Genomic DNA, 25230 nt, shown 5'->3' with positions numbered 1-25230 from the left:
TCCTCTCAGGCTGCGACGATCTGACAAAGCGTGACCTTCGGCTCCTGCATGCCCGTTGCAGGATCGTAGCCGTAGCTCGTGATCGTGTTGGCGCTCTCGCCCAGCACGATCGGATCGGTGCCAGCGGGATAGTTCTTGCGCAGGTCGTTGCCGCCGAGCCAGCCGCCGAAATGGAACGGCATCCAGGCGACGCCCTTGCCGACGCGTTCAGTCACCAGCGCCTTCATCCGGGCACGGGAATTGTTCTCGGCGCCGCTCACCCAGACCCAGCCGCCGTCCTTGATGCCGCGATCGGCGGCATCGGCCGGGCTGATCTCGATGAACATGTCCTGCTGCAATTCGGCGAGCCACGGATTGGTGCGGGTCTCCTCGCCGCCGCCTTCGTATTCGACGAGACGCCCGGAGGAGAGGATCAGCGGGAACTGCTTGGCGATCCCCTTCTCCACCGCCGCCTTCTGCACCGAGAAGCCGATGTTGGGCAGGCGGAACTGCTTGGCATCGGGCAAGGTCGGATATTTCTCGACGAGGTCGACGCGCGGCGTGTAGATCGGCTCGCGATGCACCGGGATCGGATCCGGCAGACCGAACGCATTCATGCGCGCCTTGCCGTTGCCGAACGGCACGCAGCCATGCTTCAGCGCGACGCGCTGGATGCCGCCGGAGAGGTCGAGCGCCCAGGACACCGCATCCGGATTGGCCGGATTGACCCGCTGGATCGTCGCCATTTCAGCCTCGGTGAGATCCTTGTCCCAGCCGAGCTTCTTCAGGCTTGCCAGCGTGAACTCGGGATAGCCGTCCTCGATCTCCGAGCCCTTGGAGAAGGACTTGTCGGCGAGCAGGCTCACCTTGCGCGTCGTGCCGTCCGGCAGCTTCTCCTCGCGTTCGATGCCGAAGCGCGGGCGGAATGCGCCGCCGCCGTCCATGACGTGCAGATCGTTGTTGTAGAGCAGCGGCGAGCCGGGATGCTTCACCTCGGGCGAGCCCCAACACGGCCAAGGCAGGCCGTAATAATCGCCGCCGACTTCCGGATCGTCCTTGGGCGCGCGCATCGTCACCAGGTCGAACTTGTGCTGGTTCTTCATGTGCGCCTTGATGCGCTCCGGCGACTGGCCGCAATAACCGGTCGACCAGCTTCCACGGTTGATCTCGCGCAGCACGTCCTCGGCGACCGGGAGATTGTTCTCGACCTTGATGTTCTTGAACATCTTGTCGGCGAAGCCGAACTTCTTCGCCATCAAATAGATGATCTCGAGGTCGTCCTTGGATTCGAAGATCGGCTTGACGATCTGCTCGCCCCACTGCATCGAGCGGTTGGAGGCGACGCGCGATCCAGTGCATTCGAACTGCGTGGCCACGGGCAGGATATAGACGCCGTCCTTGCGCCCCGCCTCGACCGCCAGGGCCGCCCAGGTGGTCGGGTGCGGATCCGCGATCACCAGCAGCTCCAGCGCCTTCAGGCCCTTCAGCGATTCGGGAATGCGCGTGATGCTGTTGCTGGCGTGGCCTTGCACGAACACCGCCTTGACGTTGTCCTTCTGCGCGACGTCGGCCTTGGGCAACAGCGCGGCATCGAACCACCGCGTCAGCGGGATGCCTGGCGTCTCCATCTGCTTCTTCTCGTCGAAGCGCGAGACGAGATAGTCGTAGTCGACCTCCCAGACCCGGGACCAGTGCTTCCAGGCGCCCTCCGCGAGGCCGTAGTAGAACGGCAAGGTCACGATATCGAGACCGACGTCGGTCGCGCCCTGCACGTTGTCATGGCCGCGCAGAATGTTGGCGCCGGCCCCGGCCTTGCCGACGTTGCCCGTCATCAGCAGCGCGATGCAGCTCGCCCTCACGTTGGCGGTGCCGACCGTGTGCTGGGTCTGGCCCATGCACCAGATGATGGTCGCGGGCTTGACCGTCGCGAACGTCTTGGCGACGCGCTCGAGCTGCGCGGCGGGCACACCGGTGACGCGCTCGACCTCCTGCGGATTCCATTTCTCGACCTCCTTGCGCAGGTCGTCGAAACCGTAGACGCGCTGGGCAATGAATTCCTTGTCCTCCCAGCCGTTCTTCAGGATGTGCCACATCATGCCGTAGAGCACGGGAATGTCGGTGCCGGGACGGATCCGGACATATTCGGTGGCATGTGCCGCGGTGCGCGTCAGACGCGGATCGAAGACGATGAAATTCGCCTTGTTGATCTCTTTGGATTCGAGCAGGTGCTGCATGCTGACGGGATGCGCTTCCGCCGCGTTGCTGCCGATGAACAGCATCGTCTTGGAGTTGCGCATGTCGTTGATGCTGTTCGTCATCGCGCCATAGCCCCAGGTATTGGCGACGCCGGTGACGGTGGTGGAGTGGCAAATCCGCGCCTGGTGATCGGTGTTGTTGGTGCCCCAGAACGCGCCGAACTTGCGGAACAGGTAGGCCCCTTCGTTGGTCATCTTGGCCGAGCCCAGCCAATAGACGGAATCGCTGCCCGACTTCTCGCGAACCTGCAGCAGCTTGTCGCCGATCTCGTTTACCGCCGTGTCCCACGACACGCGCGTCCACTGCCCGTTCACCAGCTTCATCGGATAGCGCAGGCGGCGATCGCTGTGCACGAGCTCGCGCACTGAGGCGCCCTTGGCGCAATGCGAGCCGCGGTTGATCGGCGAATCCCAGCTCGGCTCCTGCCCGATCCAGACGCCGTTGAGCACTTCCGCCGTCACCGTGCAGCCCACGGCGCAATGGGTACAGATGCTCTTCTTGACGGTGGCGCCGGCCGCGAGCGGGCCGGCTGCGGCCGCCTCCGCCTTGCGCACGTTGCCGACCGGCATGGCCCCGAGCGCGGCGAGCGCGCCGCCGGCAAGGCCCGACTTGCGCAGGAATGTGCGGCGATCAAGTCCCCCGCCTTGGCCCGCAAGGGATTCGGCCACGGAACCTCGGCGATCGGAACGCTGGTGTGTTCGCTTGATAAGCACGGGCAGCCTCCCCTCTCAAGCCGGATAACGGTTGACGCGGTAGAACGTCTTGACGTGATCGGATTCCTTGTAGCGCGCCTTGCGCTTGTCATCGTTGTTTTCGCTGTCGGCCTGGGCGGCACCAACCAAGGGCGTCGCAAGCGTCGCGCCGACACCGGCCGTGCCCAAGCCGACCTTGCGAAGGAAATCGCGGCGTCCGACCTTTGCTTTCGTCTCGTCACTCATCGCATCTCTCCCGGACCGAGGCGCCTCGGTCAGCTGGCGAATGTGAATGCTTCCGTCTCGATTTCGATGAAGGTGCGGCCGAGCGCACCGACTGCGCGATAGAAACGGGCATCTCCCGAGTTCTCCATTTCGGCGAACAGCCGCCCCATCCAGGGCGAAACATGCTTTTCGAAGAAGGCACGCTGCGCCTCGGGCGAGGCATCGAAGCGGCCATCGGCAAGGCCCGACATGATCTCGCACAGGATGGCGGCGTGATCTTCGGGTTCGGAATTGTTGGCGATACGCTCGATGCCGAGCGTCATCAGGTCGCCGCGCAAGCGCGACAAGGGCCGTTCGTTGAGAAAGCCCGTGAGGTAATAGGAGGCATAGGGCAGCAATTCGCCACGACCGAGCCCGACGAACAGGTCGAAATATTCCCGCTCGACGTTGGCCGGGACCGCACTCGAGGCGACGTCGGCGAGCGCCGCATGCGCGCGCCCGAGCGGCGTCGCGTCACCGCTCAACGCGGCGAGTTGATCGAGCAGGCGCTTCGACGGAGGCGCAGACAGCAGCACCGCCAGCAGCGCGTATTCGCGCGCGCGCGCCGCGTCGATGGGATCGACGAGCTCGGCGGAGCCGGCTTGCTCGCCGTAAAGATCGGGCCGCAGATCGTTTCGGGAAACGCCGGTCGCCATCTCGACCGCAACCACCCGTTGTGCGGGCACACGGGTCCAATTCGACACGGACGGCTGACTGATGCCTATTTTGCGTGCAAGCTGAGCGATGCCGCCCGCAGCATCGATCGCGCGATCAAGTCCGTCATCACGCACGTGGACCTCCCATCCAAGTCCCGTCTGCTTGATTATCGCTTTTGTTACAAAGCAGTAGGCAGCGTAATCTCGGTTCCAGCAACGGTCAATCGCCTGCCATAGCCTGTACCTATAGCCTTTGGTCGTGGTTCAGCGCGGCAGTGCACCGCCATGCGTGCGGGACCTGACGGGTTCCGCAGAAATCGCAGATGTTTCACCCACTGGCGGTTGCACTGCAGCAGCGATTGCCTGCTGCTCCGTCTCATCCGGCGGCTCAACGACATTGGCAGCAAGTCCCGCATCGGCTTGACGCGATTCCGCCGGAGAATTTCCCGTTTCGATCGATGCCTCGGCGAGAGACTGGGCCGCCTCCCGCACGCCGCCGACAATCCGATCGACCAGTGCTGCCAGCTCCTCCGAGGAGCAATCCAGCGGGCCAAAGCCCGGCATCGCCGTCGGGTCGTTGAAGTCCCATGCATTCTCCGCAAGCCCGACGAAGTCGCGAATCGCGGGATCGGTCGCCCAAGCGCGGCGAAGAGCCGCACGGCTCAAGTCGCGAGGAATCCCCTTGGCGAGGAAGGCCGTGATGTCGGTGGCGGCATTGATTTCGTCGATCGACGGCAGACTCGACAGATCGAGTTCCGTCTCGTCCTTTTTGGTTTCCGATGGCGACGCAGGCTGCGCCGCGGCAGGCTTCGCCGGCTCCGCTCGCGATTGCTGTTTGCGGCGGGACCAACGCGCAAGGAAGTCCTCCTCACTCATTCCTGTCCGCCTTCATGTTCGCGCCGCGCCAGCGCCTCCGGGTCGGCACGGCGCCGCTTGCGCTTGACGAATTCCCGCTCGACATGGTGCTCGGCCACGAAGCTTTCAATCGCTTCGCGCAGCACCTCCGGCATCGGCACGGCCTCGACGAGATTGTCGGCGGCTTCGGTATAGCCTTCGCCCTCGGCGGGATCGGCGGTCACTGCGGTGACGGCATAGGGCCAGGCGCCCTCCGAGGGTGACAGCACGATCCAGATGCTCGGACGGCCGGAGGCGAGATTGTCGCGATAGCGCGCCGTTTCCGACGGATAGAGATCGATGGTCGCGCTTCCGGCATAGAACAGGGTCGTGCCGTCCTGCTCGCGAAGCACGGTCCAGGGTTGCGTCGACGGCTCGTCCGGCAGGACGGCAATTCCGCGCCAGATGAAGTCGACCCAAGGCGAGTCGGCCTTGCGCCGCTCGACCACGACGCCGACGGCAATCGAGAGGGACGGCAATGCCGCAGGGCTCATGTCGCCATCTCCCGGCGCTTCACCGGCAGCCCGGTCAGCAGATTCTGTGGCTTCATCCGGAGCTTCTGATCCGCCGTCATCGACAGGATCAGGTAGACCGGTTCATCCCCGACCTCGTCGAGGGCACGGCCGGAATCCGCAAACGTCAGCCGGAACAGCGCGAGCACACGATCGGCGTCGCGCTCGCCGAGCTCTTCGCCGTGCCACAGACGGTCGCCGAGCCTCGTGGCATCGGCATCGAGCCCGACATACCAGGTCAGCTTTGCCTCGCGCAGCGCCCGTAGCGGCTCGATCACGACGTCGATGCCGAGCAGATGGGAGACCCAGCGCGTCATCGCCTGCGCCAGCGCCAAAGGTCCGCGGCCGTCCGCGGTCAGGTCGAGAGCCATGTCGAACTGGTCGCTGCGGTGCCAATAGGCCTCGGCATTCTCCTCGCCCAACACCTCCACCACCGCATCAGTGGTGGCGCCGAGCATCGACATCAGCGAGAGCACCGGGGTCGGGCTCCGGCCGCCGACGACCTCCTCGTCGCCCAGCAACAAAGCGTGCTCATGTGGCAGGATGCGCTGGGTCCGAAAGAACAGTTCGGCCGCGCGCAGCACGAAGGGGTCGTCGCAGCCATCGAGCGCGTTGCGCAGGATGACGTGCACGAGCTGGTTGACGAACAGCGGCGGCAGATCGTTCGCCCCTGAGCGCACCCAGGCAAGATAGGCGGCTTCGAGCGTCGGATGCCGCAGCAGAAGATCGCGGAACGCCAGCACGAACTGCCAATTCTCCCGGGCATCCGCATCGAGGATCGCGGCGATCTCGCCGGAGCTGACCGCCTGGCGCGGGTCGGCGAGCAATTCGCGATGCAGCCGGCGTTCGACCGGGCACGCCTCGTCCGGCGGCATCAGCTCGGGACGGGCAAAATAGGCTTTGAGAAATTCGTCCGTGACACGCAGCCCGCCGCCCTCGTCGCGATCGAGCAGGTGATGACCACAGGCGATCCAGAAATCGTTCATCTGTCGGTCGGCTCCCGGCCCAGATCCGCAAGCCTGAGATCGCCGTCCGGCTGGACGTCGTCCTCCATCTCCATGAACGAGAACGCCTTGCTATGCCCCTGCCCCTCCCGGAGCTGCAGCCGGCGGAACGACTCGCGGACCTCACCGTCGCTTGACGTGCGGTGCACTGCAATAAGCGAGCTGATGGGATGGCTGCAGAGCGACTGCGCGAAAGCGACCTCCTCTTCCGCAGCCGTTTTCGCCGCCGCCATGTCCGGCGCGCCGAAACGGTCGACGAGTTGCCTCGCCAGGAGATCGACCAGGCCGTGGTAATCGTCTGCCGTCGCCGGAACGATCTGCGCCAGCGTCGACCAGCCCCAGGATTGTACCCCGAGGAAACCGCCGCGAAACGCCGCGCGTGCCTTGCCCTCGAGCTTCGCGCCATCGCAATCCCAGAAGCGGAAAGCGCCGGAGACGGCCCATTCGCCCGGCTCTGCCGCCACGTCGAACACGAAGGTGTCGGAGGGATCGAGCGCGATGGTACGCAGGAGCTTCACAGGCGCGGTCCTCCGAGGGCCGGATCGAGCCAGGACGGGGCCGCGAGCGCCCGGACGAGGTCGCTCCGTTCGATCCTCTCCGTCCCGATGCGGCGCGTCAGGAGGTCGCCGCGATCATCGATGCGCTGCACCGTCTGCCTTTCACGCGGCATCCGGGTGAGATAGTCGCGTGCGACACTGTCAAAGCCGTCGACCCGCCAGCCGTCCAGCGCCAGCATCAGGTGCCGGGCGAAGCTCTCGGTGATCTGCGCCGCGCCCGCCTCGCCAAAGCCTTCCTGGTCGAGCGCCGAGGCCAGCGGATGGACGCCTGGATCGTCATCGTTCATGGCAACCGTTCGTATCATGGCGCCGAACACCAACCAGGGCGGCGGCGCGTCCTCGTCAGCTCCGGAAAGCCAGCCCAACCGTCCGCCGCCGACCAGCCCCCCGTCGATCCTGACCGCATCCGGCCAGCCGATCGTGATCGGCTTGCTCGGCGGTGCATAGGCGCGAAGCGCATCGGTCAGCGCGACCATGCCGGCGTAGAACGCGCGCCGCGCGCTGCGCAACGGCTCGGCCGGCTCGAGCACCACGGCGAACTCGGCGAGGTCAAAGCGGCCGACATAGACGAGCGTTCCGGCGCCGCTCTCCGGTGCGATGCGGCATGCATGGGCAAAAGCATCGCCGCTCTCGCGCAACCGCACCAATGTGAAAGGCGGCGGCAGGTGGATCGGTTCCGCCGCGGAAACATGGCTCACTGGGATCGACGGCAGGCCGTCCTCCGCTTTCCTTTTCTTCCCGATGGATAATGTCTATACGAGGCGAAGGGCCGGCGCGAGTCCGTCGTCGGCGTCCGAATGGCGGAGGGGTTAACCTGGAGCAGCCGTCGAAGACCGTCCTGATCTGTTCGTGCGAAGACACGATGCCCCTCGACGTGGCTGCGATCCGGCGCGGATGCCCGAATTGTGAGGTCAAGAGCTTTCGCCACCTCTGCGGAGCGGAGCTCGAATCATTCCGCAAGATGGCCGCGACAGAAGGCGTGTTGACGGTCGCCTGCACGCAGCAGGCAGCGCAGTTTTCGGACGAGGCCGGCGAGCGGCCTGACGCGATCAGCTTCGTCAATATCCGCGAAACGGCCGGCTGGTCCCGCGACGGCGCGCGCGCCGGGCCAAAAATGGCTGCCCTGCTCGCATCCGCCGCCATCCCCGCCCCGGACTATCCGCTTGTCACCTTGTCGAGCGAGGGCGTCATCCTGATCTACGGGCGCGATGAGGCCGCGATCGAGGCCGGCCGCCTGCTTGCCGATCACCTCGACGTCACGGTGATGCTGAAGCAGCTCGATGACACAGTTCCGCCGACGGCAACGGTGTTCCCGATCGTGAAGGGCACGATCCGCTCCGCGAAGGGACATTTCGGCGCGTTCGAGCTTGCAATCGACGACTATGCGCGTCCCCGCCCCTCCTCGCGCGATCGCTTCGTATTCGAACCGCCGCGAAGCGGCGTCACTTCGCGCTGCGATATCGTGCTCGATCTTTCCGGCGGTCCGCCACTGTTTCCCGCCCACGACCTGCGTGACGGCTATCTCCGCGCCGACGCGAAAGATCCCGCCGCGGTGCTGCGCGCCGTGCTGACCGCGCGCGATCTCGTCGGCAGCTTCGACAAGCCCAGATATGTTGAGGTTGCGCCTGCACTTTGCGCCCATTCGCGCTCGAAGCGCACGGGCTGCCATCGCTGTCTCGATCTTTGCCCGACCGGGGCGATCACGCCGGTCGGCGATCATGTCGCCATCGATCCGAACATCTGCGCGGGCTGCGGCCAATGCGCGGCGGCCTGCCCGACCAGCGCGGTCTCCTACGCGCTGCCGCCCGCCGATACGCAGCTCCAGAGACTTCGCGCCATGCTGCTCACCTATCGCGAGGCCGGTGGCGCGGATGCGGTGCTGCTCTTTCATGACAGCCCGCACGGCACGCCGCTGATCGACGCACTGGCGCGGCATGGCGACGGCCTGCCGGCGAACGTGCTTCCCTTTGCGGTCAACGAGCTCACGCAGGTCGGGCTGGAGGCGATCGTCGGCGCCTTCGCGTATGGCGTCTCCGCCGTGCGCTTCCTGCTCCGTGGCAAGCCGCGCCACGACGTGACCGGATTGACGCAGACGATCGCGATGGCCGATGCGATCCTCGGCGGCCTTGGATTTGCGGGCCGCCGCCTCGCCACCATCGAAACCGATGATCCCGACGCGCTCGGCCAGCATTTGAAGGATATCGGCGCGCTCGCCGCGGTCCCGACGCCGGCAACCTTCAAGACCGTCGGCAAGCGGCGCGATCTGTTGCGGTTCGCCCTGAGCGAGCTGCATCGGCTGGCGCCGCAGCCGGTCGACGTCATCGCGCTGCCGCAAGGTGCGCCGGTTGGCGCAATTGCCGTCGACACCGATGGCTGCACGCTGTGCCTCTCCTGCGTCTCGGCCTGCCCGACCGGCGCACTGCGCGACGATCCCGAGCGGCCGGTGCTGAAATTCGTCGAGGACGCCTGCGTGCAGTGCGGCCTGTGCCAGAGCACCTGTCCGGAAAAGGTCATCAGCCTCAAGCCGCAGATCGATTTCCGCGCGGCGCGCGCGCCCGCCGCTGTGATCAAGGAAGAGGAGCCCGCGCTCTGTGTCCGCTGCGGCACGCCCTTCGGCGTCAAGAGCACGATCGACCGCATCGCGGCCAAGCTCGAAGGCCGGCACTGGATGTACCCGGCCGGCGACATGCGGATCGAGGCGCTCAGGATGTGCGCGGACTGCCGCGTCGTGGTCATGAGCGAACAGCAATTCGATCCGTTCAAGGGCGTTCCGGAGCGAACGCCGCCGCGAACGACGGATGATTATCGCCGCGAACGCAACGGCAAGGACTAAACAAGACGAACAGACATCTTCGCAGGGTCGGAAACCAGGAAGCATCACCATGTCTCGTTTGATCACAGCTCTGTCGACGTCCATGATCTTCATCGCCATCGCCGGCGGAGCGGCCGAAGCTGCCGCGCCGCCGCTGACCAAGGCGCAGAAAGTGGCCGTGAAGCAGGCGATCGTCGCCTGCAAGGCCGAAGCCAAGGGCAAGAAGATCGCGTGGCTGTCGCGCCGGAAATACGTCAACCATTGCGTGGCGGAAGCGCTCAGGGAGCACCCCACGATCGACGTCATTCAGATCCTCAAGGAGCATCCGGAAATGAGGGATTTCCCGATGGACAATTGGGACTCGATCTGAGCGGATGTTAGCGCGAGGTCGCGCGGCCCAGAAACTCGGTGAGCGCGCGTCGGTCCTCGGCCGAGCCGATCCGCTGCTCCGGCATCTTCGTGCCGGGGGTGTAGGCATTCGGCCCGATTTCGAACAATCGTGCGACCGTTTCCGGCGTCCAGACGATGTCCATCGTCTTCAGCGCATCGGAGAAGCGATATCCCGGCAGCGAAGCAATCTTGCGGCCGTAGAGTCCCGCAAGCGTGGGACCCGCACGCTGAACCTCCTTGTCCGAGAGCGTGTGGCAGGCAACACATGCCCGAAACACATCGGCGCCATGATCGCCGGCGTAGGCGGCGAGCGGATCGGCCGGTGTGCCGATCAGACTTGAACCGATGGGATCGCCGGTGCGCGCATTCCAGCGCCTGATCCTGCCGTCCGCACCACCCGTCATCAGTGTCTCGCGATCGGGGAGGAAGGCGACCGCCCACACCGGCAGCCCGGGCCCAACCAGCGTGCGCAGCAGCTTGCGCGACTTGCGATCGATGATCGCCACTGTGCCGCCGATGCCGGCCGCAGCGATCAGCGCGCCATCCGCCGACATGGCCAAGGCCACCACCGGTGTCGGACCGGCCACGACCTCGCCGCTGACCTTGCCGTCCGCAGTCAGCATGCGCAGCTTGCCATCGACGGCGCCTGTGACGATTTCGCCATCCGGCGCGACGGCCACGGCGTTCAGCGGCGCCGGCAACGTCACGATGTCAGGCCGGCCATCCGGCAAACGCCAGATGCGCAGCGCAAGATCGTAGCCGACGCTGGCGGGCCTGCCGTCGGGCAGGAAAGCGACGCCGTTGACGTTCTGCGTATGCCCTTCGAGCACGCGGGATGTGCCGTCCGACAGCGACCAGAGCCGCACTGTCCGGTCCCATGACGCCGATGCGAGAAGCGTCCCATCGGGCGATACCGCGAGCGCCGCGAGGGGTGCGACATGTCCCTCCAGCACCCGGTCCGGCTCCGGCCGGCCCGCCGTCCATACCGCAATGCGCGCATCGGCACCGGCCGTGATCATGCGGCCGTCTTTGAGAAACGCGACGGCATTGACGCTGTCGGCATGATACCGCAGCACTTGCTCGGCAGTATCCGTCTTGAGCGACCAGCGGATCACGGCCGTGTCGAAGCTGCCGGACAGAAGGCTGTCGCCATCGGGTGAAATGGCGAGAGACCGTATCGGGCCGCCGTGTCCGACCATGTCGGCCCGCACCGACGATGCGGCAAAGAGGGCCCACAGCACTGCGGCCACCTTCGTGCACAGAGCTGATCTGTTCATTCCTGGCCGCCTGCTGACATTCACCCTTTCGAGATTGCCAGAAGAGGCACCGGAAATGAATATCCTGAAACGGTCTACTTGGCCGGTGCCGTCGTGGTCTTGGACGAGCCCTCCGGCGCAGCCTGCATTCCAGGGGGACTCTGGCCCTGGGGACTTTCGGGCGGCGCACCGCCCGAGCCGGTATTGATCGGGCCCGTCCAACCTTGCGGCTGGAGCTTGCCCTTGTCTTCGGGAGGCGTTTGCGTCGCCGACGAGTTGGTTTGGGCGGGCTGGGCCAGCGCACCCTCGACAAAACAAAGTGCTGCGAAGCACAGGATCGTTCTCGGTAATTTCACGCAAGGCCTCCGATGCGCTCACCAGGCTTGCAGAGAACTTGCAAGACCTGCATCCGTTCCGAATCGTGCAGCGCAACAGCGAGCTCGCGGAATCCTCCGCTCCAACGGCGATCGCCGCGACCGGCTTGCTCGCCGCAAGCCCTGTCGTATAGATGGCCTGGTCCAACCGAGGGAGGCTGAGGATGAAGGCTTTTTTGCTTGGCTGCGTCGCGGCCGTCGTGATCGCGCTTGCCGGGATGGTGATCCTCAATCGCATGCAGGAGCCCGCCGCGCAGGCGTTTGCGACCACCGGGGTGCGCCTCTGAGCAGCCCTCGCTCGCGCTTGAGCGGGATCATTTAGGAATTTGGTAACCTTACCAGCATGGTTGAACGCATTGGCGCAAATCGCGTAGTGCCGGTGTCTGACCTGTAACGCCCTTGCTATAAGCGCAGCTACGGTTCGAGCAACGCTCGCGAATGACCCGGTTTTCTTGATTGCTCATGAACAAGCTCAGCAACACCTTCGACATCGCCATCGAGCCGTCGTTCGACTTTCTGTCTCCGGACTATGCCGAGCTGTTCGATCGCTCGGCTGCCACTGCGTTCCAGCATCCGCTCTGGTTGCATAGCCTCTACGCCAGGCTCGCGCCCGAAGCGGGCGCAACAGCTCTGGCCGTCGTGGTGCGCCACCGCGACACCGGCGCCCTTGCCATGGTGCTGCCCCTGCTTCGGATCCGGCGCGGTCCGATACGAACCGTCGAGTTCGCCGATCTCCGCGTTTCCGACTATCTGGCACCGGTTTGTAGCCCGGACGTGTTCTCACGATTGCTCCACGATGCGGCTGCATGCGCGCAGATTCGCCGCCTTGTCCGCCCCTTCGATCTGCTCCGAATGGCCAAGCTGCCCGACGGACGGCTCCCGATCGAAGATCTCCTGGCGACGTCCCGCCGCGTCTCGATGAACACCAATGCCTACGCCACGGTTCTGGTCGCGCCGTACGAGCAATGGCGGGCCAGTGCGATGGATCGCTCCTACCAGAAGGAGCTCGCAAAGAAATCTCGTCAGCTGCAGAAGAAGGGCGCGCTGAGCTTCGCATGCTGCGGCGACAGCGCCGCCGTGCTCGAGGCGATGGACGTGATGAGGAAGTTTCGCGGCCCGCGCTTTCATGCACAAGGCGACGGAGACCTGCTGCAGCGTCCCGAATATTACGGCTTCTATTCCGACGTCGCCCTTCGCGGCCTCGGCTCCTTCGTCCGCCTCTATGCCATGAAGATGGACGGCGAAGTGATCGCCGCCGTGCTCGGATTGTGCCACCGCGGCAGCTTCCTCGTCATCATGAGCGCCTTCGACATTGCCGGTTACAAGAGCCAGTCCATCGGCGCGCTGATGTTCGAACAGGTGGCGCGGGATTGTATCGAGCGCGGAGATCAGATGCTCGACTTCACCATCGGCGACGAGCCATACAAGAAATCGTTCGGCGCACAGCCTTCGCCGGTGTGGGAAGTCACGCAGGCCGGCAGCGCCGTAGGCGCCATCGCACTCTTCGGGCTGAAGCAGGCGCCCTGGCTCAAGCTGGCGGCCAAGCGGCTCTCGGATCTGAAGGTTCAGCCTGCCCACACTCCGAGGCCGACGCGCTGACGGACGGGGTCGCAGAGCTCAGGCGCGCAACGCGCCGCGGACACGCCCAAGCCAGCCCGGGTGCATCTGATCGACGCGGTGTGCAAGACTGCGCCGCAGGAAGTGCAACCGTCGCCGCACGTCCCAGCCGATATCGTTGCGCGAAGTCAGCGCCTGGCGGAAGCGTGCCATTTTCAGCGACTGCTGATCCGCCGCGATCTTGTCGCGATCGGAATAGAACTGCGAGATCTTGTCCAGGCCCATGCCTGCGGTCATGAGCCATTGCGGCACATATTCGGTGCAAAGACGATCGACGTCCACCAGCAGGCGGGCGACACCTGTTCCAGCCGCGGGACAATTGGTCTGGAACGCATCGCCGATGAGCACGATTCCGGGCTGGAGATGCCCCTCGACGACGGTCAGATCCATCACCCAGTTCTGGACCCGGTCGGTCACACGGAAATCGCCGAGATAGCTCCGCAACCCCGGCAGCAGACGCAAGACTGTGGCCTCCGGCTCGCGGCGCAACTCGCGCATGATCGGATCGGTCGGATCGCGGAACATGAAGAGATTGGCACGCATTCCGGCGCGGACGGGAAACAGGCTGAGATAGTCGATGCCATCCGCCGTGCGCTCGCCATAACAGGTCAGCGCCTCGAAATCGAACGGGGTGCCATCCTTGTGAGCGATCGTGAAGCCGAACGACACCGAATGGCGCTCGGCCAGCACGCGCCGCCTGATGCCGAGCTTGTAGCCCAGGACTCCCGCCATGCCCGTGGCCAGAACGACGAGGCGAGCCCTCACGCGCCGTCCGGAGGCCAGCTCGACATGCTGGACGTCGTCGCTAGGACCGATCGCGGTGACCTCGTCGACGATCAGGCTGGCGGGATCGGGAATCTGGCGACGTGCCATGGCGACGAGATCGGCATAGGGAAATCCGTAGGCCTGGCCGACGCTGATATCGACCACCTTGCCCTCGCGGATGTTGAGCACTCGATCATATCGGCACGCGACATCTTCGAGCGCGTCGAGGAAGCCGAGCTTGCGGAGCAATTCCAGCTGATGGCCGCCGATCTTCTCGACCCGGAACTCGTCCGGATGGACCGCCCGCTTGTCGACGAGCGCGACGCGATGCCCTGCCCGCGCCAGCACGGCCGCCGCAAGCGATCCCGCAAGGCCGCCACCGACGATGGCGACGTCCGAATCGATGGTTGCGCTCTCGCCTCCATCGACTGGCTCGGTCACGGGTCTCGTCATGGCTCCGGCTCCCACGATCAACGACGTCTGCAGTGCAATTCTCTCGCCTGATGTCGCATCGCAGGGCCGAGTGCGAACATTTCCTGAGATTGAGGTTAACGACCGGACGCGCCGAGTTCGCTGCCTCGCCGCGGCACGCGTCTTGCTGCGTCGAATCCATTCCGCACGCGAGCGCCAGATCTCGTCTTCTCGGTCGTCGATGCGCTACAAATGCCGGCAGTCGCGCGGGCCTGAACTTGCAGAACCAGGACAATGGAGACGGCGATGTTCCAGAACGAAGCAATGGCATCACCGCGATATCGCCGCGAGCGCCGAAATCCCCCAGCTTGTCCATTAACACTCGCGATTTCTCGACATGCTAGATTGCCGGCGGTATCGGAACATGTCCCGTCAGGGGAGCACAGCCCCTTAACCCTTCCATGATCGCATCCATCCTCCAGTTCATGCGGCGCGACGTCACGCGCGGTGTCGTCGGGACCATCCTGCTCAAGGTTGGCAGCGGCGTGCTCGCGTTCGCATTGTTCTCGCTGGCGGCGCGGACGATGTCGCCTGACGGCTTCGGCATCTTTGCGACCTGGCTTTCGGTGGCGCAGATCGCGGCCGTCGTGGGACTGGTCGGCCAGGAATCCTTGCTGGTGCGATTCCTGAACGAATATCAGGTCGGCGAAAGGCCGGACCTCACCAAAGGCGTCCTCCAATCGAGCTTGAAGATCACCTCGCTCGCAATGCTGATCGTGATCGGCGGCATCGCGATCGCCGCGAGCATGAGAGGCGACTGGTGGGTGCTGATCCTCGCGGTGTCGGCCTACACCGCCGTCAATGCCGGATTGATGCTCGGCAGCCAGATCGCGCGCTCGCTGGTCAGCATTCTCATGGGTGAAGGAAACCGCGAGTTCCTTTGGCGGGCCATCGTCGTCCTGTTCCTGCTCGTCATGCTGCTCGCCCATCGCCAACTCGATCCGGCCGAGATGTTCGCGGCGATGACGATCGCCATGTCGGTTGGCCTTGTTGCGCAGATCGTATCCGTCGCCCGCGTGCTGCCGGATCTGCGCAGTACGCCGGCGCGCTCCGAGACGTCACGCTGGCGATCGAGTGCCCTGCACTTCTGGATCGCATCGATCCTCGAAGTCGCCAACCAATATCTCGACGTCATTCTGGTCTACTGGATGCTGGATCCGACGACCGCAGGAATCTACTTTGCCGCCTCGCGCCTCGCCAACATTTTCGCCATGGTTTCCGCGGCACTTTACACGTTCGGGGCGCGCCGGCTCCCGTCGCTGTATTTCAGCAAGAACCACAGGGAGTTCGAGCGGACCTCGCGCTTGATGGCGGAAGTGACTGCGCTCTGCGTCGTCGCCGGTCTCGCCACGATCTGGATCGGCGGCCCCTATCTCCTCAACCTGTTCGGACCTCATTTCGCCGAGCAGCATTCGGTCCTGATCGTGCTCGCAATCGGAACCGCCATCCAGGCAGCGGGCGGCCCGTCGGCTGCGATCCTGCAGCTGACCGGCCATGAACGAATCTATGTGCCGGTTGTCGCCGCCAGCGTCGCGCTGCGGCTCGTCGGATTTCTCGTCCTCATTCCCTTCCTCGGCGTGCTTGGCGCAGCAATTTCGACGACCGTGTCGCTCGCGCTCGCGACCATTGCGCTGAACGTCCTGTGTCGCCGGCGAAGCGGGGTAGATCCTTCCGTTCTCGTGCTGTTGCGCTTCCCTGCATCGAGGCGCGGCAACTACGCAGTTCGCAGCGCGGAATCACGTGATTAGATGTCACGTGCCGCTGGGGTCATCCGCGCAGGACCGATTGGTTAACGCGCCCGCTGTGCGCCAGCCGGGAACCAGCGGAAATGCTGCGCGAACGACGTCGTCGCCATAGCCTCGCATTAACTCCGTTTGTTGCAAGTCGGTGTCCGCGAGACGCCCGCATGATAGGTACGGAGTTAAGAAGGTGAAGATTTCCTTTCTTTAGCGGGTCGGGATCCGTGCTCCACTATCAGCCGAACAAGGACTTGGGCGAGACGAGCGCGACGGCACCTGCGCGGCCGGACGACGATGGGCGAAAACTTCACGTGCTTCTCGCGCAAACCCAGGCCGAGAACGCCGGTGCACAGGAGATCTCCCGGCTGCTCGGCGCCGGCCTGACCGCGCGCGGTTACCGGGTCACCAACCTGTTCTTCTTCCGCAAATCGGACTCCTTCGACGAGCCGCCCGATACGCTCTACTGCGCGCCAAGCCGGCCGGGCAATCCGCTGGCGCTGCTGCGGATGCTGTGGACGCTCGGCCGCCACATCAGATCCACCAGGCCCGACGCCGTCCTGACGTTCCAGCATTTCGGCAACGTCATCGGCGCCGGCGTCACGCGCCTCGTCAGCCGCGCACCGGTCGTCGCCAATCAGGTTTCATCCGCGCTGGCGATGAGCCGGCCGGTCCGCACCGCCGACATCGTCATGGGCAGCCTCGGCTTCTTCGACTGCATCACGCTCAATTCGCTGGACATGGAGCGCGAATATTCGCACTACCCCGCGGCCTACCGGTCGCGCATGGTGCATGTGCCGCACGGCTTCGACGACAAGGCCCTCACCCTGTCGAAGGAGGCGGCGCGGCAGCGATTCAATCTGCCGCCGGATCGCGTCCTGCTTGGCTGCGCCGCACGGCTGCATCCGCACAAGCGGCTCGATCTGGCGATACGTCTGCTGCCGGATCAACCGTCCTGGCATCTTGCGCTCGCCGGCCAGGGAGCCGACGAGGCCCGGCTGAGGCAACTGGCGAACGACTTGAACGTCTCGGACCGTCTGCATTTGCTCGGGGAGATTCCTCCCGGCCGGATGGCGGACTTCCTCGCCTGTCTCGATGTGTTCGTCTTTCCGACCCAGGCCGAGACCTTCGGTCTGGCTGCCGTCGAGGCCGCCAACGCCGGTGTTCCCTCCGTCGTGACCGATCTTCCCGTCCTGCGCGAAGTGTTGTCCTACGAAGGCAGACCGACTGCACTCTTCGTCGATGCCTCCGATCATGCGCAGCTCTCCGCGTCCGTCTCGAGGCTGCTGACCGACACGCAATTGCGCGATGACCTGCGACAAAACGCCAAAGGCCTGCGGCTGCGCTATTCGGTAGATGCCATGGTCGAGGAATACGTCCGAATTCTCGACCAGGTCGTTTGACCTGATTCGCTGGAACAGATTGGCTCGACATGATCATCGAGTTTCGCTGTGAACGTGAGTACGCGCGACGCTGGATGGACCGCAGGACGCTGTCGGTCGACGGCCGGGACGTGCCGGTGCAAGTTGCATGGACGGCAACTGCGGAGTCACGGCCGGCGGGTCTCGATGCCCTGTTCGAGCTCGAGCGCCTGGTGTTGCACAGGGGCAAGCACAGCGGCGCCGACAGGCTGACGATCGGCTCCGAACCAGCACGCGCCAGCGTCGGCACGGCCGACGTGATCGTCGATTTCACGAGTGCCCCGCGCGATCCGGCCAGCCCTGCCCGACTGTATCTCCGGCCGCTGTTCAATGGCGTCGCGGGTGAAAATGCCGCGCTCGCCGCCATCCTCGCCGGCGACCTGCCGGTGATCGAGATCGTCAACGAGATCGACGGCTCAGTCCTCGACCGCGGCCATCCGTCCGGCGAGATTGCCGCAGGCCTCAGCGGTGGGCTCGAAACGGTCATGGCGCGGACTCTGACCATGCTGGCGGCGATCCTGTCGGGAAGGCCGCGCATCGTGCCGCAGCTGCCGCACCCCGCTGGAATTGGCTCGCGACGCGGCGCGGTTGGCTACGTCGCGCGCGGCCTTGCCGTATCGATCGCCAAGGAGATCTATCGGCTCTGCTGCTATGCCCCGCATTGGCATATCGGATGGCGCTTCAACGACGGCGCGGGCGTCTGGCAGACCGGAGACCTGTCAGGTCCAGGCTGGAACGTTCTGAGAGATCCTGGAAACCACTTCTATGCCGATCCCTTTCCCGTCACGTGGCAGGGCCGGACCTTCGTCTTCTTCGAGGATCTCGATCACCGCGTCGGAAAAGGCATCATCTCGGCGATCGAGTTCGGCGACGCGGGGCCGGTCGGCGAGGTGATGCCGGTGCTCGAGGAGCCCTGTCACCTCTCCTATCCGTTCGTGATCGAGGACGATGGCGAGCTCTGGATGATCCCGGAGAGCTCGACCCGCGGAGACGTCGCCCTCTACAAATGTGTTCGGTTTCCTGACAAATGGGAGCGTTACGCAACGCTCCTTTCCGGCCTCGAGCTGGCCGACGTCACGATCACGCGCCACCACGGCCTTTATTATCTGTTTGGCGCCTGGCGCGACGGAACGGCTGGCTATTCGGATTCGCTGGCGATCTACTACGCCGATCGACTGTTGGGGCCCTGGTTGCCCCACGCCAGCAATCCCGTCCTGATCGACCGCGCAAGCACGCGGCCGGCAGGACACTTCGTCACGCTCGATGACAAGCTGTGGCGACCGGTCCAGGACTGCACCGACGGATACGGCGCAGCGCTTGCCCTGGCGGAAGTGGTCGAACTGTCGCCGACGGCATTCAAGCAGATCGTCCGCCACGCTCTGAAGCCCGGACCGGCATGGCCCGGCAGGAAGCTGCATACCCTGAACCGCTGCGGCCGCCTCGAGTTGATCGACGGATCGCGCGTCCAACCCAAGACCAGTCTCTTCGCGAGCGCAATTCCGCCGGCCGTGTCACCTGCGCGAACCAATCCGTCCACCGCGCGCTAGCTGCCGCTTGCCAGCCCAGCGCCTTCGCTTTCACCGCGCCCGAGTGCGCGGTCAAGCACACGCGCGATCGCTCCGGTCTGCGTTGCGTTGCCGCGCCAAGCCACGATCTGGTCGGGACGTATCAAAGCGAGATCCGCCTCGTAGAGATCGCGCAACGATCTCGGCAGCGTGACCAGCTTTACATCGGCCCCGATCGCGCGGATGGTCTCGGCGAATGACGTATGGGCCGACATGACGTCTCCAAACTGGAGCAGCGTCCACTCGAATCCGAACAGGTCGTACAAGGACATGCCGTCGTCCAGCCAAGCATGCGGTGCGCGGCCGCCGGGACAGGCGGTGGGAACGTAGACATTGGCGGCATCCGGCGGCGGCTCGCTGCCGTCGGGGACGATGATCGGCGAGCCGTCGTAGCGCCCGCCGAAGGTGACGCCGGGGATGTTGAACTCGGCGCGGGCGTGCTGATCGAGATAGGCGCCCGCGATCCGCCGCGCTTCGTGGCCGGCGTCCGTCGCATCCTCAATCTCCGGCGCCGGCGCGAAGAGGCCGAGCGAATCGGCGAAGCGCCGCGCATAATCGGTGTTGCGGAGCGCCACCGGACGCCGCTCGACCTCGTAGCTGTCGAGCAGTGCCGCCGGGCTCACGCCCTTGACGACGCTTGCGAGCTTCCAGCCGAGATTGACCGCATCCTCGATCGCGGTGTTGTAGCCGAGCCCGCCGGTCGGCGTGAACAGATGCGCCGCGTCGCCGCCGAGGAAGACCCTGCCCCGCTGCATCCCGTTCGCGACCAGTGCGTGACCGGCGGTCCAGGTCAGGAAGGACAGAACTTCGCAATTGATTGGCGCACCGCAGGCGCGCTGGAACGCGGCTTTGGCTTCGTCGATCGTGATCGCGCTTTCGTCCTCGCCCGGCCGCAACTGCGTGTGGAACGCAAATTCATCACGGCCGTTCACCGAGGCCATGAAGGCGCGGCGGTCGCCGTTGAAGCAATTGTACATCCACGCTTTGGCGTGGGGCACGCGCGCGTAGAAATCGGGCGAGCGGAGATAGACCGCCAGCATGCGGCCGCCCATGAAATCGCGCTGCGTCCCGGTCTCGCCGCCATAGACGATCCCGAGCGATTGCCGGACCATCGAGCGCGGCCCGTCCGCTCCGACCAGGAAGTCGGCGCGGACCCGGAAGCAGCTGCCATCGTCGAGACATTCGATTTCGCCGACGATACCCTCATCGCCCTCGCTGTAGCCGATCAGCCGGTGACCGTAGTTGAGCTCGATTCCGGGAAGCCGTTCGGCGTGGCGGCGCAGCACCGCCTCGACATATTTCTGCGAGACCCGATGCGGCAGCTCCGCCGCGCTCCAGGAGCCCGACATGCCCTTGATCAGCTCGCCCGCCCGCGAGGCTGGCGGCAATGCAAAGCGCGCCAACTCGTAACCGGTATAGCGCGTGAAATAGGCAACATCGGTCGGGTAGTCCGCGGGCAGACCTTCGCGTCTGATCTCGTCGGCAAAGCCCAGCCGCCGATAATGCTCCATCGAGCGCGCCTGCGTCGCATTGGCTTGCGGATTGAAGGCGGTGCCCGGCTTTTCATCGACCAGGATCGCAGATGCGCCGCGGCGGCCGAGCTCGTTCGCCAGCATCAGCCCGCAAGGGCCTCCGCCCACGATGAGCACCGCGGCCGTCAGACGAGTCTCCAAGACGCTTCTCCCTACCAGCATCATCTTACATGGTAAGGTCACCTGACTATTTCGTCAAGTTGCCTGACTAATCGGGATCGTCGAGCGTATCGAACTCCGTGCCATACGCCGCGAGCCCCTTCAGGATCACGTCCATCGTGGCCTTGCCGAGCTCGGCGCGCATCTCCCGCTCGGCGACGTCGACGGCATCGCGGAACGCGTCGAGCCATTTGCGCCCCGTGGGCGTGAACATGACGATGCGCGCACGCCGGTCGGTCGGATCGGCGATGCGATCGACGAGGCCGAGCGCGGCGCATTGATCGACCAGCTCGCCCATCGCCTGCTTGCTCATGGAGGCGCGGCGGGCGAGCTCGGTGAGCCGCGTCCCCTCCACGTCGAGATTGCGCGTGAGGCTGACATGGGCGATGCGCGTCTCGTCGTGGCCCCGCTCGCTCATCAATTCGAGCACACGGCCTTCGAAGCGCCGCACCGCGTTATTGAGCAGGCGGCCGATATTGGCATGCCGCCACGCCGTGCCTGACGTCCTGGATTTCACCGGATCTGCTTTCCGAATCGACCGATCGAGATCGTGGAAAGCTAGCACAGGCATCGCTGCGTACTACCGGTGAGCACGCAGGGTATCGGCGGCGGGCGGCGCGATCAAACCGCCGCCCGTCATCTCTCATGCTTCGAACGTCTCCAGCAGCGGACGATGCCTTACTGCGAGCGATCCGAGGTCCAGCCCTTGTACTCGGCGACGTTGTCCCTGGTCACGAGCTTGGACGGCAGCAGCTCGACGGTCGAGGCCGGCTTCTGGCCGTTGAGAATGCCGACACCGACCTGCACGGCGCGCCGCGCCATGAAGAACGGATCCTGCGAAGCCGATGCCTGGATCTGCGGCGACTGCGGATCTTTCAGCGCGGCCTCGATATCGGGCGCGCCGTCGACGGCGGTGATGATCATGCCGCTGCGGTTCTGCTGGCGCGCCGCAAGGTCGGTGCCGATCGCCTGCGGATCGTTGATGGCGAAGATGGCGTCGATCTTGGGGAAGCGGGTCAGATAGCCCTGCGCGACGGTGAGGCCACCCTCGCGCGAGCCCTTGCCGTCCTGGTCGCTCGACAACACCTTGATGCCGGGATTCTTCGAGAGCACGTTCTTGCAGCCGACCACACGGTCGATCACGGCGGAGACCTGCGGCCCGTTCTCGATGATGACGTCGCCCTTGCCGCCCAATTTGTCGACGATGTACTGGCAGGAGATCTCGCCGGCCTGCACGTTGTTCGTGGTCACCGTGGCATCGGCGCCCTCGGCCGCGGTGTCGACCGCGACGACGACGATGCCTGCGGCTTGCGCCTTCTTGATGGCCGGCCCGATCGCCTTGGGATCGCCGGGATTGAGCAGGATCAGATCGACGCCGGCAGCGATGAAATTGTCGATCTGGGTGACCTGCTTGCCGAGGTCGTATTCGAAACCGACGGCCGTGATCTTCACGTTGGGATTGGTCTTCTTGGCCTCGAACTCGGCGCCCTTCGACAGCGCGACGAAGAACGGGTTGCCCATCGATCCCAGCGAGACGCCGATCGACTTGAGCTCCTTGGCGAAGGATGGTGTGGTGGTCAGGGCAAGCGCGATGGCGGCGCCGGCGAGCATGATCGTCTTCAACATGGACTTCCTCCCTGGTCTGTCTTCGTCCCCGGCGCGGCAGACCAGTTGCCGCAACGGAATTTCACGCCATGCGCCATCGTTGCGCGCCCGGCCTCTCACGTTCTCGCGGAGCCTTGCAGCCGGTAGCGGTCCAGCGCCACGGCGCCGATGATCACCAGGCCCTTGATCACATATTGCCAGATGTCGGAGACGCCGATGAGGATGAGCCCGTTGGACAGCACGGCGATGATCAGCGCGCCGACCAGCGTGCCCCAGATCGAGCCGATGCCGCCGACGAACGAGGTGCCGCCGAGGATCACGGCGGTGATCGCATCGAGCTCATAGGACTGGCCGAGCTGGAGGCCGTTGGCCGCATAGAGGCGCGCCGCCTGCATGGCGCCGCCGAGCCCGGCGAAAAGTCCGGAGATGCCGTAGACGAAGATCAGGACGGCCCAGACCTTGATACCGGCCAGCCGCGCTGCGCTCTCGTTTCCGCCCACTGCATAGATATGCACTCCGAGCACGGTCCGGCGCAGCACCAGCCAGGAGATGAGAATGACGAGCAAGGCGATCACCGAGAGCCACGGGATCGACGCGACGCCGGGAATGAGCGTCAGCGAGCCGTTGCCGATGAAGGCATAGGGAATGGAGGGATTGAACACGGTGGTGTCGGCTCCGAGCAGCCGCGCGAGGCCGCGCACCGCGGTGAGCGAGCCGAGCGTGACGATGAAAGGCGGCAGGCGCAGCAGCGCAATCAGCGCGCCGTTGACGATCCCGAAGCCGAGGCCGGTGAGCAGCGCGGCCGGCAGCCACAGCATCCCGAGCTCCGGCAGCTTGGAGAGCGTCAATCCCGCCATCGCGGAGGCTGCCAGGATCGAGCCGACCGACAGGTCGATGCCGCCGGTGAGGATGACGAAGGTCATGCCGGCGGCGAGCACGGTGTTCACAGCGGCCTGCTGCAATACGATGCCGAGATTTTGTCCGGTGAAGAAGCGGCCTTCGGACAGCACGTTGAAGCCGATGCAGAGGATCAGCAGCACCGGCAACATGCCCAGCGCGCTGATCAGCATCCGCATCCGCTGGCGCCTTGTTTCTGCGGCAGCGCCGTTGGTCGTGGTCGATGCCGGCTTCGCCCCCACAGCACCATTGTCAGGCATCGAGATGCTCCATCCCCGTGGCAAGCCCCATGATGTCTTCCTGCGCCAGCGGCGAATTCGGGCCGCGGGTGACCTCGCCGGCGATGTGCCCCGCACGCATCACGACGACGCGATCGCAGATGCCGATGATCTCGGGCAGATCGGATGAGATGACGAGGATCGCGGTGCCGGCCTTGGCGAGGTTGTCGATGATCGAATAGATCTCAGATTTGGCGCCGACATCGACGCCGCGCGTCGGCTCGTCGAGAATCAGGACCTTCGGTGCGATGGCGAGTAGCCGTGACAGCAGCACCTTCTGCTGATTGCCGCCTGACAGGCCGCCGGCGGGAACGCCGGCATTGGCGGCGCGGATGCTGAGGCCCGCAAAGGCGCGGTCGGCGCGCTCGCGTGCCTTGTCGCGATCAAGAAACCAGCCGAGCTTCGCGTCGCGGCCGAGCACGGCGAGGTTGATGTTGTCCAGACACGACATGTCGAGAAACAGGCCGAGCGCCTTCCTGTCTTCCGTGAGATAGGCGATACCGGCCTCGAGCGCCTCGCCCGGCGTGCGGATATCGACCGGACGCCCCTCCAGCTCGAGCCGGCCCGAGGTTTTCGGCGACGCACCGATGATGAGATGGGCAAGCTCGGTGCGGCCGGCGCCGATCAGGCCGGCGAGGCCGACCACCTCACCCGCATGCACGGTGAGCGAGCAGCCCTTGACGCGCTGGCCATCGGCCATGTCGATCGCCGCGAGCACGGGATGCCCCCGCCCCGCCTCGGGATCATGGTCCTTCTTATAGAACGAGGAGACGTCGCGACCGACCATCAGGCGCACGATGGTGTCGGCGCGGATCTCAGGCTTGTCGAGCGAACCGACCAGGCGGCCGTCGCGCAGCACGGTGACGCGGTCGCCGAGCGCGTAGACCTCGTCCATGCGATGCGAGATGTAGATGATGGCAAGCCCTTCGGCGCGAAGCTGGCGGATCAGCGCGAACAGCCGCTCGCTTTCGGCGGCCGACAACGAGGTGGTCGGCTCGTCCATGATGAGGATTTTCGATCTGACGTGCAGCGCCCGCGCGATCTCGACCAGCTGCCGCTGGCCCATGGACAGATGCGCCACCAGCGTCGAGGGTAGGAAGTCGGCGCCCAGTCGTTTCAGGATCGGACCGACGCCCTCGCGCATGGCGCCGCGCGCCAGCAAGCCCGAGCGCGACATCTCCCGGCCCAGATAGATGTTCTCGGCAACGCTGAGATTGGGAGCGAGCGACAGCTCCTGGTAGATGATGGAGATGCCCGCCGCGCGGCCGCCGAGCGGGCCTTCGATCCGCACCGCCCTGCCCTCGATGCGAATCTCGCCGCCCGGATCGGGCCGGTAGGCGCCGGACAGGATCTTCATCAGCGTCGACTTGCCAGCGCCGTTCTCACCCATCAGGGCGTGAATTTCGCCGGGATAGACGGTGAGATCGACGGCCCGCAGCGCCTTGATGCCGAAGAAGGTCTTTGAGACCCCGCGCATCTCGAGGATCGGATCGTTCATCGTGCCTCCCGGCGCACAATGCGTTTCCCACCCGCGTCTC

At 65.2% G+C, this 25230-nt stretch carries 23 protein-coding genes; 7 read left to right on the top strand and 16 right to left on the bottom strand.

Annotated elements, in window-relative coordinates; genetic code table 11:
* Positions 1–5: 5 nt before the first annotated feature.
* From XI05_RS38485 to XI05_RS38450, 8 genes are all read right to left on the bottom strand, one after another.
* Positions 6–2948, bottom strand: a complete 2943-nt coding sequence (locus tag XI05_RS38485; RefSeq protein ID WP_271511621.1) for a formate dehydrogenase subunit alpha — start codon at positions 2946–2948, stop codon at positions 6–8.
* Between the two features lie 15 nt (positions 2949–2963).
* Entirely contained in the window at positions 2964–3173 is a 210-nt protein-coding gene (locus XI05_RS38480) for a twin-arginine translocation signal domain-containing protein (RefSeq protein WP_271511618.1), read from the bottom strand.
* Positions 3174–3202: 29 nt separating this feature from the next.
* A complete protein-coding gene (locus XI05_RS38475; RefSeq protein ID WP_271511616.1) occupies positions 3203–3982 on the bottom strand; it encodes a molecular chaperone TorD family protein in 780 nt (259 codons plus the stop codon).
* A gap of 129 nt (positions 3983–4111) precedes the next feature.
* On the bottom strand, positions 4112–4723 hold the full coding sequence (locus XI05_RS38470) for a DUF3306 domain-containing protein (RefSeq protein WP_271511613.1): 612 nt from the start codon (positions 4721–4723) through the stop codon (positions 4112–4114).
* Positions 4720–5235: a DUF3305 domain-containing protein gene (locus XI05_RS38465; protein ID WP_172784435.1), complete on the bottom strand. Its 516-nt coding sequence runs from the start codon at positions 5233–5235 to the stop codon at positions 4720–4722. Before XI05_RS38465 ends, XI05_RS38470 begins: the two co-directional genes overlap by 4 nt.
* Complete coding sequence (locus XI05_RS38460) at positions 5232–6239, bottom strand: DUF6352 family protein (protein ID WP_271511610.1); 1008 nt, start codon at positions 6237–6239, stop codon at positions 5232–5234. The genes XI05_RS38465 and XI05_RS38460 overlap by 4 nt, the downstream gene beginning before the upstream one ends.
* The gene (locus XI05_RS38455) at positions 6236–6775 is read right to left on the bottom strand and encodes a DUF6505 family protein (RefSeq protein WP_271511607.1); all 540 of its coding nucleotides are present in this window, start codon (positions 6773–6775) and stop codon (positions 6236–6238) included. Before XI05_RS38455 ends, XI05_RS38460 begins: the two co-directional genes overlap by 4 nt.
* The gene (locus XI05_RS38450; protein ID WP_271511605.1) at positions 6772–7512 is read right to left on the bottom strand and encodes a biotin/lipoate--protein ligase family protein; all 741 of its coding nucleotides are present in this window, start codon (positions 7510–7512) and stop codon (positions 6772–6774) included. The genes XI05_RS38455 and XI05_RS38450 overlap by 4 nt, the downstream gene beginning before the upstream one ends.
* Positions 7513–7676: 164 nt before the next feature.
* Between XI05_RS38450 and XI05_RS38445 the strand changes: the two genes are divergently transcribed.
* Together XI05_RS38445 and XI05_RS38440 are read left to right on the top strand one after the other, a co-directional pair.
* Positions 7677–9647, top strand: a complete 1971-nt coding sequence (locus XI05_RS38445) for a 4Fe-4S binding protein (protein ID WP_271511601.1) — start codon at positions 7677–7679, stop codon at positions 9645–9647.
* 49 nt (positions 9648–9696) lie between these two features.
* The gene (locus tag XI05_RS38440) at positions 9697–9996 is read left to right on the top strand and encodes a hypothetical protein (RefSeq protein ID WP_271511597.1); all 300 of its coding nucleotides are present in this window, start codon (positions 9697–9699) and stop codon (positions 9994–9996) included.
* A gap of 7 nt (positions 9997–10003) precedes the next feature.
* Here XI05_RS38440 and XI05_RS38435 read toward each other — a convergent pair whose 3' ends face one another.
* The gene (locus XI05_RS38435; RefSeq protein ID WP_271511594.1) at positions 10004–11293 is read right to left on the bottom strand and encodes a c-type cytochrome; all 1290 of its coding nucleotides are present in this window, start codon (positions 11291–11293) and stop codon (positions 10004–10006) included.
* Positions 11294–11367: 74 nt separating this feature from the next.
* Positions 11368–11628 carry a hypothetical protein gene (locus XI05_RS38430; protein ID WP_271511591.1) on the bottom strand — a complete coding sequence of 87 codons (261 nt, stop codon included), beginning with the start codon at positions 11626–11628 and terminating at the stop codon, positions 11368–11370.
* A gap of 182 nt (positions 11629–11810) precedes the next feature.
* On the opposite strand from XI05_RS38430, the gene XI05_RS38425 reads away from it, so the two are divergent.
* Both XI05_RS38425 and XI05_RS38420 read left to right on the top strand, forming a co-directional pair.
* Positions 11811–11933, top strand: a complete 123-nt coding sequence (locus XI05_RS38425; protein ID WP_271511588.1) for a hypothetical protein — start codon at positions 11811–11813, stop codon at positions 11931–11933.
* Between the two features lie 175 nt (positions 11934–12108).
* Positions 12109–13245 carry a GNAT family N-acetyltransferase gene (locus tag XI05_RS38420; RefSeq protein WP_271511580.1) on the top strand — a complete coding sequence of 379 codons (1137 nt, stop codon included), beginning with the start codon at positions 12109–12111 and terminating at the stop codon, positions 13243–13245.
* Between the two features lie 18 nt (positions 13246–13263).
* Here the strand turns inward: XI05_RS38420 and XI05_RS38415 are convergent, their stop codons facing one another.
* Positions 13264–14481 (bottom strand): FAD-dependent oxidoreductase, encoded by a 1218-nt coding sequence (locus tag XI05_RS38415; RefSeq protein ID WP_271511577.1) that lies wholly within the window; start codon positions 14479–14481, stop codon positions 13264–13266.
* Between the two features lie 419 nt (positions 14482–14900).
* Here XI05_RS38415 and XI05_RS38410 point away from each other — a divergent pair, with 419 nt between their 5' ends.
* The 3 genes from XI05_RS38410 to XI05_RS38400 all read left to right on the top strand — a co-directional run bounded on the left by XI05_RS38410 (position 14901) and on the right by XI05_RS38400 (position 19203).
* Positions 14901–16247, top strand: coding sequence for a lipopolysaccharide biosynthesis protein (locus XI05_RS38410; RefSeq protein ID WP_271511573.1), 1347 nt, complete (start codon positions 14901–14903; stop codon positions 16245–16247).
* Positions 16248–16462: 215 nt separating this feature from the next.
* A complete protein-coding gene (locus XI05_RS38405) occupies positions 16463–17638 on the top strand; it encodes a glycosyltransferase family 4 protein (RefSeq protein WP_271511571.1) in 1176 nt (391 codons plus the stop codon).
* Between the two features lie 29 nt (positions 17639–17667).
* On the top strand, positions 17668–19203 hold the full coding sequence (locus XI05_RS38400) for a glucosamine inositolphosphorylceramide transferase family protein (RefSeq protein ID WP_271511568.1): 1536 nt from the start codon (positions 17668–17670) through the stop codon (positions 19201–19203).
* On the opposite strand, the gene XI05_RS38395 is transcribed toward XI05_RS38400, so the two are convergent.
* From XI05_RS38395 to XI05_RS38375, 5 genes are all read right to left on the bottom strand, one after another.
* A complete protein-coding gene (locus tag XI05_RS38395) occupies positions 19200–20915 on the bottom strand; it encodes an FAD-dependent oxidoreductase (RefSeq protein ID WP_271511966.1) in 1716 nt (571 codons plus the stop codon). The two genes, XI05_RS38400 and XI05_RS38395, sit on opposite strands and share 4 nt — an antisense overlap.
* A gap of 46 nt (positions 20916–20961) precedes the next feature.
* On the bottom strand, positions 20962–21429 hold the full coding sequence (locus tag XI05_RS38390) for a MarR family winged helix-turn-helix transcriptional regulator (RefSeq protein ID WP_271511566.1): 468 nt from the start codon (positions 21427–21429) through the stop codon (positions 20962–20964).
* Positions 21430–21590: 161 nt separating this feature from the next.
* The gene (locus XI05_RS38385) at positions 21591–22538 is read right to left on the bottom strand and encodes an ABC transporter substrate-binding protein (protein WP_271511563.1); all 948 of its coding nucleotides are present in this window, start codon (positions 22536–22538) and stop codon (positions 21591–21593) included.
* A 95-nt stretch (positions 22539–22633) separates the two neighbouring features.
* Positions 22634–23674 carry an ABC transporter permease subunit gene (locus XI05_RS38380; RefSeq protein WP_271511560.1) on the bottom strand — a complete coding sequence of 347 codons (1041 nt, stop codon included), beginning with the start codon at positions 23672–23674 and terminating at the stop codon, positions 22634–22636.
* Positions 23667–25190, bottom strand: a complete 1524-nt coding sequence (locus tag XI05_RS38375) for a sugar ABC transporter ATP-binding protein (RefSeq protein ID WP_271511558.1) — start codon at positions 25188–25190, stop codon at positions 23667–23669. Before XI05_RS38375 ends, XI05_RS38380 begins: the two co-directional genes overlap by 8 nt.
* Positions 25191–25230 lie beyond the last annotated feature (40 nt).

The sequence above is a fragment of the Bradyrhizobium sp. CCBAU 11357 genome (assembly GCF_028128865.1).
GTDB lineage: Bacteria > Pseudomonadota > Alphaproteobacteria > Rhizobiales > Xanthobacteraceae > Bradyrhizobium.
The sequence above is the reverse complement of the archived record's forward strand: the minus strand, read 5'-3'. Positions and strand labels throughout refer to the sequence as shown.

What these genes read in the sequence shown, in the direction of transcription:
- XI05_RS38480 (WP_271511618.1), bottom strand. Translation starts at nt 3,173, where the DNA reads ATGAGTGACGAGACGAAAGCAAAGGTCGGACGCCGCGATTTCCTTCGC.
- XI05_RS38470 (WP_271511613.1), bottom strand. Translation starts at nt 4,723, where the DNA reads ATGAGTGAGGAGGACTTCCTTGCGCGTTGGTCCCGCCGCAAACAGCAA.
- XI05_RS38465 (WP_172784435.1), bottom strand. Translation starts at nt 5,235, where the DNA reads ATGAGCCCTGCGGCATTGCCGTCCCTCTCGATTGCCGTCGGCGTCGTG.
- XI05_RS38460 (WP_271511610.1), bottom strand. Translation starts at nt 6,239, where the DNA reads ATGAACGATTTCTGGATCGCCTGTGGTCATCACCTGCTCGATCGCGAC.
- XI05_RS38445 (WP_271511601.1), top strand. Translation starts at nt 7,677, where the DNA reads ATGCCCCTCGACGTGGCTGCGATCCGGCGCGGATGCCCGAATTGTGAG.
- XI05_RS38440 (WP_271511597.1), top strand. Translation starts at nt 9,697, where the DNA reads ATGTCTCGTTTGATCACAGCTCTGTCGACGTCCATGATCTTCATCGCC.
- XI05_RS38435 (WP_271511594.1), bottom strand. Translation starts at nt 11,293, where the DNA reads ATGAACAGATCAGCTCTGTGCACGAAGGTGGCCGCAGTGCTGTGGGCC.
- XI05_RS38425 (WP_271511588.1), top strand. Translation starts at nt 11,811, where the DNA reads ATGAAGGCTTTTTTGCTTGGCTGCGTCGCGGCCGTCGTGATCGCGCTT.
- XI05_RS38420 (WP_271511580.1), top strand. Translation starts at nt 12,109, where the DNA reads ATGAACAAGCTCAGCAACACCTTCGACATCGCCATCGAGCCGTCGTTC.
- XI05_RS38415 (WP_271511577.1), bottom strand. Translation starts at nt 14,481, where the DNA reads ATGACGAGACCCGTGACCGAGCCAGTCGATGGAGGCGAGAGCGCAACC.
- XI05_RS38410 (WP_271511573.1), top strand. Translation starts at nt 14,901, where the DNA reads ATGATCGCATCCATCCTCCAGTTCATGCGGCGCGACGTCACGCGCGGT.
- XI05_RS38400 (WP_271511568.1), top strand. Translation starts at nt 17,668, where the DNA reads ATGATCATCGAGTTTCGCTGTGAACGTGAGTACGCGCGACGCTGGATG.
- XI05_RS38395 (WP_271511966.1), bottom strand. Translation starts at nt 20,915, where the DNA reads ATGCTGGTAGGGAGAAGCGTCTTGGAGACTCGTCTGACGGCCGCGGTG.
- XI05_RS38385 (WP_271511563.1), bottom strand. Translation starts at nt 22,538, where the DNA reads ATGTTGAAGACGATCATGCTCGCCGGCGCCGCCATCGCGCTTGCCCTG.
- XI05_RS38380 (WP_271511560.1), bottom strand. Translation starts at nt 23,674, where the DNA reads ATGCCTGACAATGGTGCTGTGGGGGCGAAGCCGGCATCGACCACGACC.
- XI05_RS38375 (WP_271511558.1), bottom strand. Translation starts at nt 25,190, where the DNA reads ATGAACGATCCGATCCTCGAGATGCGCGGGGTCTCAAAGACCTTCTTC.